Below are 20,431 nucleotides of genomic sequence, written 5' to 3'. Positions count from 1 at the left end.
TGCATCATATATGCGGGCATATACCTTGATGACCTTTGCATTTAGATCTTGCACGCCAATATTTAAATGTTTTTATCATCATGTACGTCAAAATGATCCGAAGCTTGCCGTTAGGTGCTGTTTTTGAGCAGCTCGGCAGTAATGTAAATGGTCTGAATGAGGACGTCGTCAGGGAACGACAAAAGCAAAATTTGAAGAAAGCTATTGGCGACTCAGAGCTCAAAAAAGCCCTGAGGATATTCATCAGGCAATTTACCAGCCCACTAGTGCTTCTGCTTGTGATCGCCGTCATGCTTTCTGCTGTTCTGGGAGAGGTTTCAGATACTTTGATTATCTTTTTCATTCTTGTAATCACGGGATTACTGAGTTTCTGGCAAGAGTTTCACGCAGGCAAAGCGGTTGAGAAACTCCGGGAGATGATCGAAATCAAAAGCCTCGTTGTTCGCAATGGGGTTGAGCAAATGGTTAATACAAATGAAATTGTACCCGGTGATATTCTCCATCTAAAAGCCGGTGACATTATTCCCGCAGACTGCCGGATAGTCGAAAGCAATGAGCTCCATGTGAATGAAAGCAGTCTGACCGGCGAAAGTTATCCGGCTGAAAAAACGGCAGGTATAACAGATGAATCAGCTCCACTTGCAAAAACATTCAACTGTATTTGGGAAGGTACCAATGTTGTCAGTGGTACTGCAACCGTAGTAGCGGTTCACACGGGTAACGAAACCGTTTTTGGCAAAATAGCCGCCAGTCTTTCAGAGACACATGAAACAGCATTTGAGAGGGGCATCAAACAATTTGGTTACTTCCTGCTGCAGATTACCGCCGTCCTTACGCTGATCATTTTTGCAGTCAATATTTATTTTCACAAACCACTTTTAGATTCGCTGCTATTTTCTCTGGCATTGGCAGTTGGGATGGCGCCTGAGCTACTGCCTGCTATTATGACAGTCGCTATGTCGTCCGGAGCAGCAAGGATGATGAAAAAGAAGGTTATCGTTAAGAAACTTTCTTCCATTTTCAACTTGGGAGAAGTAAGGATCTTATGCTCAGATAAAACCGGAACCATCACAGAAGGCACCGTGATAGCGAAAGACTTTGTAAACGTATACGGTAGATCGGATGAGCAGGTCCGGCTGTTTGCATTTTTGAATGCCTCCATGCAGCAAGGTTTTACTAATCCGGTGGATCAGGCGATCTGCGCGATGGATGTCGGTCAACACGGTTATGTCAAGCTCGGAGAAATACCTTACGATTTTATCCGAAAAAGGCTGAGTATTCTGGTGGGCTTTGAAGAGAAGGCAACCATCATCAGCAAAGGAGCCTTGGCTAACATTCTTGAAGTTTGCAAATTTGTGCATTCGCAGACCGGAGGATTGCAGCAGCTGGAAGATCGGATGCGACACGATATCAATGATCGTTTTGAAGGTTTTTCCAAAGAAGGCTATCGTGTACTCGGTATCGCATCAAAAGTGTTTGGTGGAAATAAAATGAGCCGCGAGGATGAGACAGAAATGACATTCATGGGTTATCTGCTATTGGAGGATCCATTGAAAGAATCCAGCGTAGCTTCTATCAAAAGGCTTGGCGAAATGCAGGTGCAATTCAAGGTCATTACCGGAGACAACCGCTATGCGGCAGCGCATGTTGCGCAGCAACTTGGTATTAACCAGCCTCAGATCCTGACGGGTGATGAGCTGAACGAAATGTCACCTGAAGCGTTGCTAAACAGAGCGCTGAGCGTTGATGTATTTTCAGAAATTGAGCCCCATCAGAAGGTTCGCATCGTGAAAGCACTTCAAGGCGCAAACCAGGTGGTCGCCTACATTGGTGACGGGATTAACGATGTAGCAGCAATTAATGCCGCCGATGCGGGTATTTCAACGAATAATGCCGTAGATGCGGCCAAGCAGGCGGCTGACTTTGTTCTCCTGGAAAAAGATCTTGCAGTATTGGCCGATGGAATCCAGGAAGGGCGAACCTCTTTTGTGAACTCCATGAAATACATTTTCATCACAACCGGTGCCACATTCGGTAATATGTTCAGTGTTGCTGCGGCGTCACTGTTACTGCCTTTTCTGCCCATGCTGCCAAAGCAGATTTTGCTTACCAACTTCATCACAGACTTGCCCGCTTTGGCAATTGCATCTGACAATGTAGATCAACAGCAACTTGCCACGCCCGGCCGGTGGAATATGAAACTGATCCGGAATTTTATGATCGTATTCGGGCTGCATAGTTCCGTTTTTGATTTTCTCACGTTCTATGTACTGTATTTTCATTTTCACCTCAGCGGGGCTGCTTTTCGTACGGGTTGGTTCCTTGAATCGGTGATAACTGAGCTGCTGATCCTGCTGGTAATTCGTACTAAGCTATCTTTTTTTAAAAGCAAGCCCGGGAATTTGCTGCTGGGCATCACTGTTTTTGCGCTAGTGCTGGCCATTTACCTTCCCTGGTCTCCATTTGCCCTTTCCCTGGGCCTGACTTTTGTTCCGCTCACGCAGGTTTTGGTCTTACTCGGCATCCTGACTTTTTATATGATCACTGCCGACTGGTTAAAGGTTTGGTTCTTTAGATTTAATAAAGCCTGATTAGTACTTACCGTATTTCGCCTGCTCTCCGGACTGACATTTGTCAATCCGGAGAGCAGGCCAAGAATGCAGCGGTTTTTGAATACCTGCGGAAGCTCCTTGTGACGCACATTTGCTTGCTTTATTTTAAGGAAATCTGCACCTGCAATGTCCAAAAACCGAGTTTTTTACTCAACGGAGCGATGGACGATAGTAGCACTGCCAACACTGCGGCCATGGTGTCCGGCGTGGACATAAATGCTCGTTTCAGCCACTCCGCCATACATGCACCGGCTGGAAACAGCAGATAGCATTGCCCATCCAATGACCTGACCATTATCTACCGCCACAAGCTGAGGTTAGCATTGCCCATCATTTAGAAACTTGCCTGTCAACGCTTCGGTTTCGGGTGCTTGCGTTTCATAGATTGCATCTCCGGTGTCAACGGCCTGCGGGTAAATCTCTTTGATTGCTGACCAGTCCGATGCAGTAAGATCGCGGATGGTAATAGCAGTTAGGCAGGTAGTTTTTGATTAATAACGTCGCGGCTATAATCCTTGAATTTTCTTAATTATAATAATGGATTGATAATTAGTAGCAGCTGGAGCCTAGTTTACATGCAGCGCCATCAGTTGCAACAAGTTTCAATTCCACTTTTTTCGGTGCAGAACCACAGCATGAGGTATTTGCCATAGTCTTCACGCAAGCCTGGTTTCGCAAGAGTGCCTTGCACTACGTAAAGTCCGGGACCAGATTGACAATGAAATTATCGCTTTCCGCCAATAGTTCGCCTGGGTACATTTGGCGCGTATCGAACTTAGAATTGCCAAATTCGATTTTCACAACTGCGTTGGGATTCAGCGACAATGACTTTTCAACCAGGTTCACGATTTTAAGCGCCTTACTAACTTGCATCGAGCGATCCACTTCTTTTACTGTTTGCTCCCATAGTTGCAAGATTACTTACTCGTTTTTGTCCCAGCTATTGTCCCGAAAACCAAAAATGCCCCTCCAATTGCTTGAAACGGCATATATTTCTCTCAACCGTTGAAAAAATAAAAAAAATTCCAATTCTAATTGAGTTGAGAAATTTGAATGATTACAATGGTAGCTTTGAAAATTTAATAGCGGATAAGATTTTAAAATCTAAAATAAAACCAAATGAAATAACTTTCAATCGAACTCTTGAAAGTGGCAACTTTCTATTTATCCTTGATGGATACGACGAAATTTTTAGCAGTAAAAAGCAAATTATTAATCGTGAAATCGAATTATTTGTAGATGCATATTCTAGAAATAATTTTATAATTACATCTCGACCGGGAAGTGGAATTGAAAACTTCCCTCGCTTCTACGATTTTGCTGTAAAGCCGTTGACAGATGACGATGTTAAAGGATTTATAAGTAAAATAGTGAAAGATACTGAGCGAAAAAGTCGAATTTATTCCCTGATAAAGGATCCCAAAAATAATGGGTATTTGGAGTATCTAAGAAATCCCTTATTGCTATCCATGTTTATAATGACTTTTGAAAATCACCCTGAAATTCCAAATAAAAAGAGTTCATTCTATAGAAACGTTTTTGATACACTTTACTCGAAACATGACGGGTGGACAAAAAATAGCTTCCCAAGGGAAAAACTGACTAAGCTTCAACAAGATGATTTTGAGCAAATACTTCGTACATTTTCCTATCTAACGATGATTGAGGGACATTTCACTTTTACCTATGAATATATAAGCGATAAGTTGACTAGGATCAGGAATAACGTAGATGTCACTTTTATTGTTAGTGACTTAATATCTGACCTAAGAACTTCAATTTCTATTTTGCTACTGGATGGGTTTGAGTATTACTTTCCTCATAGATCAATGCAGGAGTATTTCGCAGCCCTTTTTATTAGTAAGCTTCCCAGCGATAAAAAGAAAATTGCGTATAATAATTTATCAGTTACATTTAGGAACTCAAGTAATGATAACAATTCCAATTTCTGGAGTCTTTGTACGGAATTAGACGAATCACTTTTCAATAAATACTTTCTGATTCCTAATTTGCAGAAAATTTACAATCGGATTAAGGGAAAGAATGGAAGACATTTACTTGATGAGTATATAAAAATATGCGAACCACTTTTATACCCATCAACAATAATAAATGATAAAGTGACCGAAACAAGGCTCTTTACAGAAGATAATTTCAATACTTCTATCTTGGAATTTATAAAATCTAATCATTCCCTATATATTTATATATTTGTAAGAGAAAATAAAGAATTAAATCAAGTATTAATAAATATTTTTAGTGAAATTTCTTTGAAACCGGATATACTTAATAGTATCTATGTAAGTAAAAATGAAAATTTGTTTGAAATATTATTAGAAAATGAAATTATACCAATAATTGAAGATTTAAGATCTTTCTTAGATGTAACAATTAAACAATTGAAGCAAAATATTAAGAAACAAAAAATATCAATTGATGATCTATTAAAGTCGTAACCGGCACAAATACAGCAATATCCTACTTTATTTAAAAAATAATATGTTTTTCATTTTTTAAACGACTATTGAATTTTAATTTTTTGATATCTCAGGTTCTTTTATATTTTTCATTAAATAGATATTCCCACCAAAACCAAAATTTTAATGGATTGATGTTAAAATTTAGACACAATATGGAGTTAGTTAGATTGCGAGTACGATATTCGTTCTCGCTACTTGGGAAAAATGAGATAATATGTAAACTGGTGCCCAACCATTGGTACCGACATTTTCTAAAATTACGATCCGTAGCATTTCTGCATTAAACATTCTTGTGCGTGTCTATGATCTGTGGGTATTCATAAACTCAGATAAACGCACCTCACTTCTATCACGCCAATTACAAATTAGACCATCATCTCCACATGTTTCAACTTGCATTGTCTTTGAAAGCAAAATTCCAACGTTAATAGTCTCATACAAAGAACAAATTGCATAGAGCTCACTACCGTTCTGAGTTATGAGAAATAAATGTGAATCTGCCGGTCGTTGAATATTTAAACTGTTAAAAATGTCTCCATGAATAATATTGGAAAATTTATTTTCGCCTCCATTAATTATCCAGTTCCGAATGTCATCAAAGCATGAATTCTTGGCCAGTAAATCACCATATAAGTATGCAGTAAAATTAAATGCCATCTTCGCATAAATTCTGAAAAAATTATCTCCCATAACACAATTTTGTTGTGATTCGACTCTTGAAGAACTGATCTGATATGTATCCGTTGAATTTTTATGAATGAAACTTTTTGCAATTTCTTTTAGATGATTTTGATTAATGGAGAAATTACAGGAATCACTTTGCACCGTATATTAATCGAAATGTTCTTCTATTCCATCTTGAATTCCAAAAAAGATAATATTTTCTGGCAAACGGTTATCTATTATTCTCTTTATCTGTAACGTTTCAGGATTTTGCAAGTTTCTATGAAAATTATCAAGAATGGCGTTACTCTTATCTGGTTTATTGTTATTTATTATAATTTTTATCTCGCCATTATTAAGATTTAATTTGAATTGAGGAATCAAATATGGGGTTCCTTTTTGCATATATCCCAAACTAAATTCTGAATCGGTTGAATCTCGGAGAAGGTGAACCTTGCTACGTGATTGGTACTTTGGGTTGAGGCTACCCCGTTTACCTGGCCCAAGAAATTGCCTCGGGAGGCTTATGAGGGATTCTCTCAAAAACTCCTGTTCTATCTTAGAGATATCATTATTAAATTGAGTACTAACATATTCTTTAGGTAAAGTTTTCATCCCTCCTATACCTGCCATCAAAATATGCTCTGCCGATTCATATGTTAAATCTTCTCGATTTATGTAGTAAATGCACATATGAAATAATTTTGTTTATATTTAAATATCAATAACATTACGGAATAAATTAAGAAAAGTCAATATCATACTGTGTAAAGTTTATCACTTAGAAAAATATCCAATTCTCCTTTCCATACATTTTCCCGTCCTTTCCCACCCCCCTCCCTCGCCCCATCTTCGCTAAAACAACCAGCGAAGCATGTCTGTCAAACAAGTAATTAAACGTAAAGTAGCCATGGCCTGGCTGCGCTCTGATGACGCCCAGGGGAATCCGTCTGTCCATTCGGTTAAATACCGGCGTCTTGATGGGAGCATCGGTTATAAAAAAAGGGTGTCCAAAAGCTTTAAGAATCTGCCGGGGGAATCTGGTTTCAGAGGTAATCTGAACACCAACAACGAGTTCCTGTTTGTCAACCACGAGAAAGCAAACCAGCCTTTCAGAATCAAGATCGATCTGCTTATAGAAGTGGACGGTCACATTATTGACCATACCAACGGAGAATATGCTGCAGCTAGGTAGTAATCTTTGGCTCTTAAATGAAGGCAAACCGACTGCATCGGTTTTACAGATGTCCGGTGGTGGCATCGATACCAGCTTCGGCAGCAGCCTGTGGCCACAGTTTGATTCGCTGGACCATATCCGCTGGGGAATCGGCGACAACCAGCCCAACCTGATGCGAAAGGTCATCCATAGAAACAGCATCGTTCGCCCGCTGTTGGAATCCTTACGGGATATGATATACGGCAGCGGGATTGGTTTCTTTAAAAGGATGGTGGGCGCGGATGGTAAACCGCAATTGATCCCCTATACTGACAACCGCCTGGAAGAATGGAGCGAGGCCACCGAATTGTCTGATTATTTCATTTCGGCCATCAACCAGCGGATTGACAACGCCAATATTTTCACCCGCTGGCAGTGGGATCCGGTTGCTGGTTGGTTTACCCTTTCGGTCTCTGATTCGTTTGTTACCCGTATCGGTAATACAACCGGCAAAAGTGCAGAGTACCATGTGAATCCTTACTTTGGCCACATGAGCTACTTTCAGCCGACTGAAACCGAAAGGATAAAAGCCTTTAACCGGCTGGATATCGACTACAACAAAGCCCGTACGGTTACCATCAGCCACGCCAAAGAGAACATTGCCGGACAACCCCACTACGCTTTTCCCAGCTGGTGGTGTGCCCAGGATGCCATTGAGCTGGCAAATCTGATCCTAGCCTTTCATAAAAACGGGATCCTGAATGGCTATAACATCAAATACCTGATCCGTATGCCGCAGGATTATTTCGACCGGGAAGGCAACCGTAACGCTGACGCCAAGGATGTGAAAGCCCGTTGGAGCAGCTTTTCGGATAACCTTTCCAAGTGGCTGGCCGGTCAGGAGAATGTCAACAAAACCATGCTCATTAAGTATTTAAGGGGCAGTGATGGCAAGATGCTCGACAATGTGGACGTTGTACCTCTCAAAAACGAGATGTCCGATGACGCTTATGACAAAGTCTGGAAGAACTCCAATCAGTCGATAGCCAACTCAATTGGTATACTGCCTACCTTGGCGGGTGTGAACCCAGGACAGGGAAACGACAGCGGTAGTCAGATCCGGGTGATGGCAGACTTTCAAAGTGAGTACAGAACACCGATCCACCGGTATCTGACGCTTAAACCGATCAATCAGAACCTAAGGATTATGGGATACCGGGACGTAGTGGCCGCTGTCAAAGGTGTGCAGCTGACCACACTGGACACGGATCCGAACGGAAAACAAGCAAGCTTAAACACAGGACAATGATGCTGGTAACACTTGAAACCCTCAAAAAACACATCGGCGGTATTCAGACCAAACTCAGCTTTGATACTGTGCTGCCGTTTGTCAGGACCGCTGAGCGTGACTTTAAAAGAAGTATCGGCGCTGAGCTTTATGATTTTCTTCTTTCGGACACCAGCGAGCTGCGTGAATGCGCCGAAGGCTGCATCTGCTGGACGGCCTATGATATGGCCCTGCCACACCTGAAACAGCGGGTGGGTGATCTGGGTATGGCCAAAAACTCACCGGCTAATACCATCGCCATCACCAAATGGGAGTATGTCGATACGCGCGAGGCCAACATGGCCATGGCGGATCTGTTCTTTGAATCCTTCTGGCTAACCCTGGAAGAAACCCGGCCACAAGTCTGGACGGATTCAGAATCCTATAAAATCAGGCGAAGCCTGTTTCTGAGAAGCGCAGATGAGCTGGGTAGTTATGTGCCGCTGGTGGGCAGAAACCGTCGTTTCTTTGGCGAGTTGGTTAAATTCATCCAGCGTGCTGAAAGTCTGTACATTGCTGACAGTATAACAGAGCCGGTTTTGGAAAAACTTAAAACCCGCTACCAGGACAGCAGTATTACTTTAAGTACTGTTGAAAACACACTGATTGAAAAGATCCGTTTTGCGCTGGCTTACTTGACGCTGCATGAAGCTTACCCGTACCTGCCTCTTTTGGTGGATCATGAAGGGGTGCGGCAGATCCGAAAGAAAGACGGGATCCGTGAGGAAGACATTGCTGATAAATCCTACCGGCAAGCCCAGCGCCGCCAGCTCTGGCAGGATGCACAGCTCTACCTGGCCCAGCTCAGAAAGTTTATGGACCAAAACGCATCAGCGGTCCAGTTTCCTGAATATTACACCGCCAATTTGATAGAAGAAGAAGCGGAAGATTACACACACAAACCACATATCCTGTTATGAAAAAACTGTTTTTATTCGCGCTGCTTTCGGTACTACACTTAGCGGCCAGCGCACAGATCACCGTCCAGGTACCGATCCCGGATACACTGGTGGGAAAGAATTATCTAAAAACTTACGTCCGTCAGGCGCTGGAGGAGTTGAGCAGCATCCCCGAAAAAGAGACCCAAGAATCTGATCCCAACCTTTCACCCTGCGAGTTTGGGCCGGAGCTTAAAGCGGTTTCAAGCGTAACACCGCTTTCTTTGATCGCCACTTTTCACGGGGTCAATGTCTTCAAGATCGCCTGGAAGATCAAAGATGCTTCGGGCAAAACGGTCCGCTCTGGTGAGCTTGAGCCGCAGAACAGTACACCAGGTATCTCATTTTCATCATTACCTGCCGGATCTTACACGCTGGTTTTTACAGGAAAAAGCTGCTCTTCCGCTCCCAGTGAAAAGGGTTTTGTGATTCCGGAAAATACAGGTTCTGTGCCGCAATTACCTGTTGGAAATAGTGATTTAACGCATAAAGTGATCACCCGTGGTCTGCCCGAGCACATGGATATCCGTTTTTCAGGAAAACCAGGTGATTGGATCCTTGATGATGTGGCCACACCAGGCTTGGAAGAAGGCTACGAGTTCCGCTACATGATCAATGCCCAGCTTTTAACCCAGGGCGTGCCGCTTGCGGGTTACAAGCTCCAAAGTAATGGACCACTCCGGATCTGGAAAATGAAAACCCGTATTGGCCTTGAAACGGTAAACAAGTGGTCCGACAAGGATAATACCTACTACTATTCTACCACTGCGGGGACCCCGTTTAGTTATAACAGCTCAGCTGCTATTTACACCAGTGTTTTTACAGGTACGGATATTGGTCAAAAAACCGGGTTTTTGAATTTTATTCCCCAGGCTTACGATCCGTCTGTGCAAGGTACCCAATGGGCGGATTTTGCTCCGGATATGCAGTTGCCCAAAAACCGTTTCTGGGTCGCATACATCGGCGAGTGGAACATTGACCTGCTGCGCAGGAAAGGTGTTACCCACTTCTCACACTTTCAACTGCCCTGGAATGATGCCGATGGAAACAAAGAAGTTAACCTGCTGAAAGATGCCGGGCAGACTTACAACGATGTTCCGCGTATTGAGCACTTCATGCATCTTTCTGAGAGTGGACCCGACAACTGGAAAGACGGCTATAATACAAAATACTGGCCTAATGGCCCTTTGACACCTGAACAGGCGATCCAGAAAGCAAACGAGGCTGATATCTCAGACGCTATCTGGATTGGGGAAAGTCTGGAAGGCAATTCTGTGATGCCACAGGAGGCTGATATGTGGCGGCATTTTTACAAAAGGCTGCGTGAGCGCTACGAAGAGCGGTTTGGAAAACGTGGTATACCTTACCTGATCTGTCATAATTACTTTCAGTTCTGGCCGGAATCTGTAAATCTGGCTACTGGCAGACAAGCCGCCAAAAACCTGATGCGTCTGCCGGTGGAGCAGCTGCCTTGTAAGAATTTTACACCAGGTGGTACGCTGGCAAGTACCAATCTGATCGTGGATGCGGTTTACCTGAATGCGCCCGATATCCAGAATGATGCCATTTATCAGAGCCTTTTTAAAATGGAGCTCATCAAAAGGATGGGTTACAAGGCGGGCATCTTTTCTTTTGGGGTTCACGAATGGCGACCTAATAATTTTTACGAGTACGTTTATCCGGACGGCAAATACTACCACCAGGACAAAATCCCGCTGGATCCGAATGTAATGATTGCTTACAGTTTTCTGAGCCATATCTACGGGAACATTTATGTGGAATGGGGAGCACCCGCTAAACAAAGCAGCCGCAGTTTTGACCCGCAGTGGAGCAAGGGCATTTGGTATCCTAACGGTGCCAGCAGTCCACAGGGCGGTTTTCCGCATTTTGTCAAACCTGGTCAGAAGGCATACGCTGGTTATACCGGCAGCGCGGATCTGTCTTACTTCGGGATTAAACTTTACCATGACACTTTCGCAAAGGTTGACGGCGGAGAAAAGAGGTATCTGCGTTTTAGGATTGATGACGGGGCTTGGATCAATCCCGCTCAGGATTTTGCAGATGAGATCGTTGATGCGTATCATGACAAGCGTGGCTTTGTGCTTTCACAGAGCAAGGACGGCAGAACTGCCTGGTTTTATCTGAACAGTTTTGCTGATAACCGCTCACACCGGATCCAGGTGGAGCTGCCTGGTGGAAGCATCATCACAGACACCGTATCTGCAAACGGAATCCACGCCACTATCCAATGAAAAAAATACTGATCATTTGCCTGGTGGTGATACTCGCTGCCCTGGCCGCGCTGTGGCTTTTTCAATGCAAGAACACCGTATTAACATCACAAACGGCAAGTTTCAACTACTCAGACAGTCTCGCACACTATCAAAAACAGGCCCGGCAACATGCTGATTCGGCTGCTTACTACCATGAACAGATCCAAATATCTCAAACGGCTTACGATAGTCTTTTGCCTGGCAGCTCCGGCTTTGACAGCCTACGGGCAGCTTACAGACGAAATCTTGAAAGACAGATTCAATCAGGCGGTACTCGATAGCGCGGTGCGTTATGAGCTGCTTAAACCGCTGACGGCAAACCTCCAAAAACAAAGTCTGCACCTTCAAAAACAAAACCATGCGCTCAGCATGCAGGTGCAGATCATGTCCTTTCGGCTCAGCACTCTGCAAAACACCTTTGCAAAACAGCTCACCGCTGAAAGGCGCAGACGGCGGCTGATCATTGCAATCAGCGCCGCAGCTGTAACGGGTACTTTATTAATCAGGTAACAAGATGAAAAACACTTTTCAAACCGTGTTGGCCAGCATGACTGACAAACATTTTCTGACGCTGTCGGCTGCTTTTGCCGGATTTAAAACAGTGCTGGACACTTACTTTTTTTCGGACTGGCAGTTTGTGCTCTTTCTGATCATCATGATCATGGTTGATACCGCTTTGGGGACTTGCCGCGCCTGGAAGAAAAAGAACCTGGAATCAAGGGCCTGGGCCAGGCTTTTTGAAAAGCTGCTGCTCTATGGAGCCGTGCTGATTATGTCGCACGTGCTGATCCGTTTTCCCATCTCAGGCAGCGCCACCGGTCTTTTTGACTGGGTCGATGATGTGCTTTACTGTGCGATCATGGTCCGCGAAGCGCTGAGCATCTTTGAGAATGTCGGGGAGATCAAACCGGATCTGTTGCCTGCCTGGATTCTGGCCAGGCTCAAAAAGTTTGATGAATCCGGGCAGTTTAAAGATTTAATGTAACATGCAGATCATCATCACCCGCCGCTGGTTAGGCGAGAACTCAACGCTGAGCACCGTCACCATAGACGGCAAACCGCATCATTTTATTTTGGAAGACAAAGACAGGGGTTTGCGTTCGGATATGTCAGCGGATGAAATCAAAGCGCTGAAAGTACCTGGCAGAACAGCGATTCCGACAGGATCCTACCAGGTGCTGATCACCTATTCCAACCGTTTTAAAAGAAGTCTTCCCATACTCAAAGACGTTCCGGGTTTTTCCGGGATCCGGATCCATGCAGGAAACCAGCACATCCATACCGAAGGCTGTCTTTTGCCAGGCCGCACCTGGTGGCCTGATGGAAACGAGTTTGTAGTGGGCAATAGCCGCAGGGCAAGTGAGCAGCTGCAGACAGCCATCACCGAAGCGATCAGCCAGGGGCAAACCGTCAGGCTGACTGTTCAAACCGATTATCCGGTATGAAAAAGATCAGTTTGAACCGGAAGGTTTATCATTTGCCAGAAAACTGGACAGAAGTTAAGAAAGAGGATCTGCCTGTGCTTTTACGCCTGCTTTACACCCAGCCGCCTGGTGGAAGTACCTACCTTGAAATACTCAGGATTGCGCTCGGTCACACAGAAAAAGAATGGTTTAAGCTCATGCGCCACTATTTTGGCCCCAAACGCAGTGAAAGCCAGGTCAACCGGAATGCAAACATACTGGCTGAAACTATGAACCTGGTCAGCTGGATGTGGCAAGCGGATCTAATCATACCACCTTTTGAGAGTTTTCAGGTCAATAGCCAGCCCTGGCTGCTTTTTGAGGAAGGTTTTAAATCCATGAGTTTTGGTGAGATGGCAGATGCGCACATACACGCCCAGGCTTTTATCAAACAGCTCATAGCGGGTGAGCAGCGTCTGAACCTTTTGGTGGCCAGCGTCTGCAGGCCAGAGCTGTCGGGCGATTACAAAAGTGATCCTGAGTGGAACGGGGACAGAAGAGAACCTTATAACGAGCACGTTACCCGCCTGCGGGCTGAGTCCCTTAATGACAATTATGCAGCTGAAAAGATCCTGGTGCTCATGTATTTTCTGGGGAGTCTGAAAGAGTTCTTTTCCTTTTATGATCTCTTTGAAAATGACGGATCCGCCCCGCCCGTAGCCGAAGATTATCCAGGGCAAAGCCTGGTTAAAAACCAGCACCTGCTTTCTGAAAAACACATCTTTGGTGGCATGAGTGCCACCAAAGCCGCCAACGTACATGAGGTTTTCCAGTTTTTAGAAGAGCACAGAAAAGACATCAAAGCACAAAACCAGCGAAGCAAACAAGCCCATGAATCCTACTGACCACATATTTTGGCCTTATCTTTTGCCCATTTTGCAAGAGCAGAAAAACCGTAACGGTATCGTCTATATTCAAATGTCGGATGCCAACGGCATGGACCGGCTGATGGGAGATAGCCGCAGTGAAGACGTTTATCCGGGCATTTATGTGCTCCGTCCCAAATACGCAGGGCAGCTCATTGACAACCACCTGATGCTGTTAAAGTTTGATCTGACCCTTTTTGTGTTTGTCCAGGGGCGGCCAGATGATTATGAGTCAGAAGATCTGGCCTATCAGCATGCGGAAACCGTCGTATCCGAAATCGTCAAACATTTGCAGCACGACCGCTTTGAATACCGTAATTACCTAGAATTTGATTCAATCCGCATCGAGCCGGTGATCTATTCCACCGGAGTTGATGCGGCTTATGGGTATGAGCTGAAAATGAAGCTGGGGCTGGCGGGGAATGAGGTGTTTTGTTGAGTGCTATTGAAAATCATCTTTTCCTCCCACCTTTTTTGACTATTTGTAAATCAATTAAATTGGGTAGCTTCTCATTTAAAAAATTGTTGAAATCATTTTCAGTAATCGATTTTAGAATGGCTTCAGCTAGCAAATAAACTTTTGTTTCTTTTAACTTTGGAAAATAATGATCAGGCTGAGAATCAATCACTTTTGCATGAAGTATAGCAGTTTTAAAATACTCAATAAACTTTAAAGGATGGTATCCTCCGAGTTCCAAATTGGCTAATTCACTTTTATACTCCTGACAAGCACTTCCTGGTATAAGCTCAATTTCTGATTTTTTATGTAAGTAAAGCCATACCTCGAAGCATGGGTTACTTAAAACCAGATTCCAATTAGCATGTTGGTCACAATAGTAAGCAATTTCTCTAATTTGATCTTCCGACCATCGATCGATATCCATTACAAACCATAATTCATCTTCTTCATTTAAACCTTCTCTTTCAACATACTTTATTGCCCTATCAAGAACCCATTTAGGGGCAGATTTATTAGCGTGAATTAGTGTAAGTTCGGCTTCGGTTACTATTTCTTCAATAATGTCCACGGATAATTTCCGAGAAAAATGTCGAAATAAATTAAAATATGCTGGTTCAGTTTTTTGCCCTTCGCATGCAATGGCAAATAATTTATAGTCTCTAACCAACTCAACTGGTGTATCTCTTTTATAACCTCTTTTCTTACGCATGAGTAATATCCCAGTTTAGATCATCCAAATTAGCGACAAAAGGAATAGCTCCAAATCTTCCTTTCAGATATCCCTTCCTGATATCTAGATCATATCTTGGCTTAAATTCACTAAGAGAGTATAGCTGGGAGTTTCCAACTTTGGCATTTTTTTCGGCAAACCATATTTCGTCTTGACGAAATATGTCAAGATCTAATAAATTTGACTCATGAGTTGTAAAGATGATCTGTCCCCTGGTTAATTCTTCTGCTAAAACCTTATCTATTAGTGCCTTTAATAAGGTCGTATGAAGGCTTTGATCTATTTCATCAATAAAAAATGTTATATCTTCCTTTAAAATTCCTCGGACCGCAGGCACGAGATCCAATAGTCTTTGAGTACCATCAGATTCATCGTTAAGAACAAATGGTACAATTTGATTATCTCCATTTAGATGCTCGGCAATCGGCCGTTTAACAACATATCTACCCTTATCCATTGTAACCATTACATCGCCACTTTTTGTGGTTAATATGACACTTTCAACTTCAGAAGTTAGGTCTTGGATTATTTCTAATTTTATTTTTTCATTTTCCTCTCCAAAAAACTTATCAATTTCAATTTCTTCTATTCCCAGTGAAACAACCCCAGTATCTAGGCTCTTTAATAGATTGTTTGTGAAAATATGAAAATCTTCTGATTTTACTAACTGACGGATCAGGCCCTGATATTTACTACCTGGGTGAATGATGACTATTTTATTAAGAATAATATCTCTAACTTGTTGAAATTCCTTGATTTTTATTTCATCAGCTTTCCCTAGAAATAGTTCATTAGGTTTTAGAAGATTTTCTTCCATCAATTCAATCAATAATTTCTGTTTAGGTGTTTTATTAAACTTATCAATAATTTTTAATGTTGACCTGCCCAGTTTGTTTACGGATCTTTCAAATAGCAATTTATCCTCAAAGTTTACATTAACCTCATAAAGCCATTCATTTACAATAAATAACCTATTAAAGCTAACTCCATAGGAGTAAATCTTCTTATTATGAATAACTTCTAATTCGAATGACATGGGAAGCTCCTTATTAGCCTCTTTTAATTTGAATTTTTTGTCATTTACCGACTGAGAAATGCCTCCTAGTTCGACAGCGTTTTGCAAAAACTCGATTGCCTTAATAAGGTTAGATTTACCTGCTCCATTGGCACCATAAATAGCTGCCGCCCTTAAAACATCAACTTTGCCAAATCTGTAAACATGGTGTTTATGCCCCTTGAAGGAACTAGCAAGCATATTAAATTCTACCTCGCTGTCGAAGGAGAGGAAATTGCTTACGACAAATCTCACTAACATATCATTTTCATTTTTTTTGGTCAAAATAACGAAATAATCTCTTAAGTGTAAAAAAAAACTAAAATTCACATTTTAAGGGAGTATTTATTAACTGTCTTTTACCAAATAATCTTGAAGTTAGAACAATTTCTGTCCTTTGATCTTAAAGGTTATTGGACGAATCTTACAAAAAGTTACTTGATTCATGATCGACCCATCCGCCACCAACCTATCCTTTCTGCCTTTAAAATTCAGCAGAAACAAGCTTTCTCATACCATTGAAGCCGCTGATCCGGCTCTGAGCAGCCGGGTGGGGCTCAAATATTACCTGTCACTCTTTGTTCCCGAGTTTGCTTTTAGCTCTAATTACCAGGAGCTGCATACCTCCGAAGGCAGGGAAGTTCCGGTCAGCTCTCAAAGTGGTGTGCAGGTCTTTGCTGGTGCTGAGTTCAGATACAATACCGGTCGCAACGGAAAGATTGACGGACTGCTGTCTTATCTCAAACCCCGCTGGCAGCAGAAAACCATGAGCCTGTCGCTTTCTCAGACCACTTCTTATTACCTACGGGAAGCCATTTCAGGCGGAGAACCCGCAGTGGATGTTTCTTTGGATCTTGCCAAAACCTATGCCATCAAAGCCGGTCTTTCCAATGAAGACTTTTACGCTTATGGAGATAACTTTTTTAAAGGTTGGCAGGCTGAAAACCGTCAATTCCTGATCTGGCAACCTGATTATAAAACGGTATCCTATACCCAGGAAGAATACCTGTATTTCCTTTTGAACTTTACACCCATGCCCACAGAGGTATGTCTGCGAATGAGGTGTTTTTATGCAGATGGCTCCTTTTCTGATCCGGTTACGGTTATGAGCCTTTCGGATCCGCTGCTTTGTTCGGTGGTCTGCTGTCCGGTGGGTGCTGCTGTTTTGCAGGTGGATCCTTTGGCGGTTTCTTATGAGGTGTGGCTTTGTAATGAAAATGGATGGCGGTTTTCAGCTACCCGCACCTGCCAGATCGACCGCAGTTATCAGCTTGCAGACCGCTGTATACTCTTTGTCAACAGCCTGGGTGGCTGGGATACCTTGCGGCTTTTGGGCGAAGGTTCTCGCACTTTGAAAGTAGCCCAGACGGTAGCAGAAGTAGAACGGACCGCATCGGCCAGCACAGATTTTTCAGAGCTCAAAATCATAAGCATTGAAGGAGAATATGAGATCCAGGTCAGTACGGGGTATTTTCGAAAGGATGCCACTCACTATCTGCGTTACCTGGATGAGCTGCTGCTGTCGGATGAAATGTATCTGATCACAGACAAAGGACACAGACCTTTGCAGCTTGTTACAAATACGCTTGTAGATACCTTGGATAATGCGGATTTGATCGCCCGCAGTTTCAGCTTCCGGATCCTGGATACGGTGGAAAACTACTCAGAGCTGCCAGCCTCTGAGCCTACCTCTCAGCGTGCCACCCGCTGGCGGGGACTGACTTTGAAACATGTGCTGGACGGCTACGGAAAACGTACCGGTAAGCTGGTTTTTGAAAGACTTGAAAAGGTATACCTGGATGACAACAGTCTGGTAAAACCCTACACCGTCAAAGCAAACGTTCAGGGTGATCCGGATTATCAGCCGCCGATCAGTGACGGCTCAATCATCGCAGGATCCACGCCTTATCCCAATGTGCGGATCGAGCGCCTGGGCAGTTTTAAGCGAAGTAATTGTGAAGCGGGATATTTAGGCGGAGAAGCAACGGTGATTGTGCCAGCCGGGAAATACGGCGGTGAAACACCTGGCAGCTCGGATGCTTTGGCAGAAGCTGAATTTGCCAGTCTGAATACTCAGAGCTACGCCAATGAGTTTGGAAGTTGCGCAGTCAACAATGTGCCGGTTTATGTAGCGCTTTTCCATAAAATTCCCATGGAGCTTAGCCAGAAGGTGATCGGCTCGTCTGATTACGGTCCTGTGGTGGATATCCGCATCAGCGGCAGTGAGATCATAACCAACACCACCGGAAGCAGTCCGCCAGTGGTACGGGTCAGTGAAAGCACCGTCATTCCAGGCACCTTCAACATTCTTTGTGAGGTGGAATACTCCGGAACCCCAAACCGGGCCTGTAAGCTCAGGATCCCTTCCAAAAGCCGGGATATCACCGTGAGCAGTGCAGGATTTTATCTTTTTGACAATGTGCAAGTTTATAGTACCGATGCACCTTTAACTATTGAAGTAACCAACTTATGATCCGATTAAACGGCCAGCAGGTGCTGGTAGTAGCCAAAGAAAGTGTCAAGTACAGTCTGATCAATCCGCACTTGCTTTATGACAGTATACCCAGCTCACAGGCACAAATACCAACCTTCCCGGCTGTGAGAGAAAACCGGGCAGTCTTTGATTATTACGATGAACCGCAAGCTGGGAATTACCTGCCTGAGCTGCTCTACCAGCATTTTCACAACGGGGATCTGATCCGGGAAGGTTATTTTCTTTTAACGGAAGCATCCCTGGAAAACGGCTACAAAGGGGCTTATTCCGACAAGCTCGGGCTTTTCTTTGGGCAATACCAGAACACCAACATCCGCGAAATGGATTTTGGAAGTATACCCAAAACACTGCCTTTATCTCCCTTGAACCAGCTGGAAGGAAAGGATGCTTACTGTTATCCCACGATCCTGAATGATTTCTTTTACGGGCCAAATGGGGCAGGGATCGGGTATTCTGGACGGATCAACGACTATGCAGGATCCTATACCGCTGGTCCGAAAGTACCGATGTTTTTTGCGGGCTGGGTTTTGCAAAGGCTGGCGGCTATTACGGGGATCCGGGTATCAGGCATTTTTTTTACGCATCCCGTTTGGAGCAAACTGATTTTGTTTAACCTGAAAGAAGCAGAGTCAGAGAGCATCACCATAGCCCACCATTTACCGCCTTTAACGGTCACTGAGTTTATTTTAGAACTTCGTAAAATTGCCAACCTGAAATTTGAATTTAATTCAGTGGAGCGCTCTTTGAAGATCGATTTCTGGGAGGATTCACTTTTACAACCCACCCAAAGAAACTGGACAGCCAAAGCCGTAAAAGGTGAGATCAAAACACCTGAGACCAACACGCGTATTCAGCTGGCCATGCAAATGGATGGTAATGATGGAATGACCAAAGACAAACCGGCTTTCTTTGCTGATTATGTCTCAGAGGAAACGGAAGGCAACAGAAACGGCATCGCCCAGGTGAACATGAAGTTTTCATCGCTGGCCGTGGACGAGTCCACCGGTTTACCCATCTGCAAACAGGAAGGGCAAAGCAGCCAGAGGGTGTCTCAAAAGGGCATCCTCTTTTCGTGCATTTTATGTTAATATATTTTGGAATATAGTTCTAAAATTCGATTAATTTCTTTTGCCTATTTGCTTGATTTTTATATCTTTAGATATAAATAATTATGACTAATGGCAGGAAAACAACCTACTTTTAAGCCTTACAACCAGCAGCAAATCATACTATTGCCTCCCAGTTTGGAGGAGTTGGTTCCAAAATCTCATCCGGTCCGCATTGTTAACGAGGTGATCAACAAAGTCAACCTGGGCCCTCTAAATTCAGCTTACAAAACCACAGGAGCTTCGAGCTATCATCCACAGATGCTGCTTAAAGTGTTGGTTTACGGTTATGTAAGTAATGTATATTCCAGCCGAAAACTTGAAGCTGCCTGTAAAGAGAGCATCTACTTTATGTGGGTAAGCGGTATGAGCTATCCGGACCACAATACAATCAACCGTTTTAGAGGTGTTCGTTTAAAAGAGGCATTAAGGAGCGTTTTTGAGGAGGTGGTCCTACTTTTGGCGCAGGAAGGTTTATTAAGCATTGAGGAGATTTTCATTGACGGCACCAAGATTGAAGCCAATGCTAACCGCTATACTTTTGTTTGGCGAAAAGCGATTGCGACCAATAAGGAGAAGATGAAACAGCAATTGAAGCACATCTGGGAATATGCCCAAAGTGTTGCCGCAAAAGAGGATGAGCTTCCTGATCCACCAGACTTCACCACCATTGACACAGAAAAAGTACAGTCTACCGTAGACAAGCTCAATGAAGTGGAAAATTCGGTGAAACTGACCACCCCAATTCGGTTTAAACTGACCACCTGTTCCGGGCGAAATTGACCACCCCATTTCGGATCAAACTGACC

General features: G+C 43.6%; 19 protein-coding genes. 14 read left to right on the top strand and 5 right to left on the bottom strand.

Annotated elements, in window-relative coordinates; translation table 11 throughout:
- The first annotated feature begins 80 nt into the window (after positions 1–80).
- Positions 81–2,591, top strand: coding sequence for a magnesium-translocating P-type ATPase (mgtA, locus tag KOE27_RS28170; RefSeq protein ID WP_215242178.1), 2,511 nt, complete (start codon positions 81–83; stop codon positions 2,589–2,591).
- Positions 2,592–2,758: 167 nt separating this feature from the next.
- Here mgtA and KOE27_RS29800 read toward each other — a convergent pair whose 3' ends face one another.
- Together KOE27_RS29800 and KOE27_RS28160 are read right to left on the bottom strand one after the other, a co-directional pair.
- A complete protein-coding gene (locus KOE27_RS29800; protein ID WP_229253030.1) occupies positions 2,759–2,884 on the bottom strand; it encodes a hypothetical protein in 126 nt (41 codons plus the stop codon).
- 418 nt (positions 2,885–3,302) lie between these two features.
- Positions 3,303–3,527, bottom strand: coding sequence for a DUF6428 family protein (locus tag KOE27_RS28160; RefSeq protein ID WP_255574002.1), 225 nt, complete (start codon positions 3,525–3,527; stop codon positions 3,303–3,305).
- Between the two features lie 62 nt (positions 3,528–3,589).
- Between KOE27_RS28160 and KOE27_RS28155 the strand changes: the two genes are divergently transcribed.
- Positions 3,590–5,068: an NACHT domain-containing protein gene (locus KOE27_RS28155; protein ID WP_215242176.1), complete on the top strand. Its 1,479-nt coding sequence runs from the start codon at positions 3,590–3,592 to the stop codon at positions 5,066–5,068.
- An 855-nt stretch (positions 5,069–5,923) separates the two neighbouring features.
- Here KOE27_RS28155 and KOE27_RS28150 read toward each other — a convergent pair.
- Positions 5,924–6,448: a hypothetical protein gene (locus KOE27_RS28150; RefSeq protein ID WP_215242175.1), complete on the bottom strand. Its 525-nt coding sequence runs from the start codon at positions 6,446–6,448 to the stop codon at positions 5,924–5,926.
- Between the two features lie 181 nt (positions 6,449–6,629).
- On the opposite strand from KOE27_RS28150, the gene KOE27_RS28145 reads away from it, so the two are divergent.
- From KOE27_RS28145 to KOE27_RS28105, 9 genes are all read left to right on the top strand, one after another.
- Positions 6,630–6,950, top strand: a complete 321-nt coding sequence (locus KOE27_RS28145) for a hypothetical protein (RefSeq protein ID WP_215242174.1) — start codon at positions 6,630–6,632, stop codon at positions 6,948–6,950.
- The gene (locus KOE27_RS28140) at positions 6,934–8,220 is read left to right on the top strand and encodes a hypothetical protein (protein WP_215242173.1); all 1,287 of its coding nucleotides are present in this window, start codon (positions 6,934–6,936) and stop codon (positions 8,218–8,220) included. Before KOE27_RS28145 ends, KOE27_RS28140 begins: the two co-directional genes overlap by 17 nt.
- The gene (locus KOE27_RS28135) at positions 8,217–9,158 is read left to right on the top strand and encodes a DUF6712 family protein (RefSeq protein WP_215242172.1); all 942 of its coding nucleotides are present in this window, start codon (positions 8,217–8,219) and stop codon (positions 9,156–9,158) included. Before KOE27_RS28140 ends, KOE27_RS28135 begins: the two co-directional genes overlap by 4 nt.
- Positions 9,155–11,428, top strand: coding sequence for a hypothetical protein (locus KOE27_RS28130; RefSeq protein WP_215242171.1), 2,274 nt, complete (start codon positions 9,155–9,157; stop codon positions 11,426–11,428). Before KOE27_RS28135 ends, KOE27_RS28130 begins: the two co-directional genes overlap by 4 nt.
- Before the next feature lie 174 nt (positions 11,429–11,602).
- Complete coding sequence (locus tag KOE27_RS28125) at positions 11,603–11,959, top strand: hypothetical protein (RefSeq protein WP_215242170.1); 357 nt, start codon at positions 11,603–11,605, stop codon at positions 11,957–11,959.
- Between the two features lie 4 nt (positions 11,960–11,963).
- Positions 11,964–12,434 (top strand): bacteriophage holin, encoded by a 471-nt coding sequence (locus tag KOE27_RS28120; protein ID WP_215242169.1) that lies wholly within the window; start codon positions 11,964–11,966, stop codon positions 12,432–12,434.
- Between the two features lies 1 nt (position 12,435).
- A complete protein-coding gene (locus tag KOE27_RS28115; RefSeq protein WP_215242168.1) occupies positions 12,436–12,894 on the top strand; it encodes a DUF5675 family protein in 459 nt (152 codons plus the stop codon).
- Positions 12,891–13,757: a hypothetical protein gene (locus KOE27_RS28110; protein WP_215242167.1), complete on the top strand. Its 867-nt coding sequence runs from the start codon at positions 12,891–12,893 to the stop codon at positions 13,755–13,757. Before KOE27_RS28115 ends, KOE27_RS28110 begins: the two co-directional genes overlap by 4 nt.
- Before the next feature lie 31 nt (positions 13,758–13,788).
- Positions 13,789–14,217 (top strand): hypothetical protein, encoded by a 429-nt coding sequence (locus tag KOE27_RS28105; RefSeq protein ID WP_215242166.1) that lies wholly within the window; start codon positions 13,789–13,791, stop codon positions 14,215–14,217.
- 13 nt (positions 14,218–14,230) lie between these two features.
- On the opposite strand, the gene KOE27_RS28100 is transcribed toward KOE27_RS28105, so the two are convergent.
- Positions 14,231–14,947 (bottom strand): RloB family protein, encoded by a 717-nt coding sequence (locus KOE27_RS28100; protein ID WP_215242165.1) that lies wholly within the window; start codon positions 14,945–14,947, stop codon positions 14,231–14,233.
- Positions 14,940–16,283 carry an AAA family ATPase gene (locus KOE27_RS28095; RefSeq protein WP_215242164.1) on the bottom strand — a complete coding sequence of 448 codons (1,344 nt, stop codon included), beginning with the start codon at positions 16,281–16,283 and terminating at the stop codon, positions 14,940–14,942. The genes KOE27_RS28100 and KOE27_RS28095 overlap by 8 nt, the downstream gene beginning before the upstream one ends.
- 184 nt (positions 16,284–16,467) lie before the next feature.
- On the opposite strand from KOE27_RS28095, the gene KOE27_RS28090 reads away from it, so the two are divergent.
- The 3 genes from KOE27_RS28090 (at position 16,468) to KOE27_RS28080 (ending at position 20,405) form a co-directional block, all read left to right on the top strand.
- Positions 16,468–18,495, top strand: coding sequence for a DUF5977 domain-containing protein (locus tag KOE27_RS28090; protein WP_215242163.1), 2,028 nt, complete (start codon positions 16,468–16,470; stop codon positions 18,493–18,495).
- Positions 18,492–19,604 (top strand): hypothetical protein, encoded by a 1,113-nt coding sequence (locus KOE27_RS28085; RefSeq protein ID WP_215242162.1) that lies wholly within the window; start codon positions 18,492–18,494, stop codon positions 19,602–19,604. Before KOE27_RS28090 ends, KOE27_RS28085 begins: the two co-directional genes overlap by 4 nt.
- Before the next feature lie 90 nt (positions 19,605–19,694).
- Positions 19,695–20,405: a transposase gene (locus KOE27_RS28080; RefSeq protein WP_229253029.1), complete on the top strand. Its 711-nt coding sequence runs from the start codon at positions 19,695–19,697 to the stop codon at positions 20,403–20,405.
- Positions 20,406–20,431: the final 26 nt, after the last annotated feature.

This window comes from Dyadobacter sp. CECT 9275 (assembly GCF_907164905.1).
Taxonomy (GTDB): domain Bacteria; phylum Bacteroidota; class Bacteroidia; order Cytophagales; family Spirosomataceae; genus Dyadobacter; species Dyadobacter helix.
Note: the sequence above shows the minus strand (reverse complement) of the source record. Positions and strands in the feature narration are given on the sequence as shown.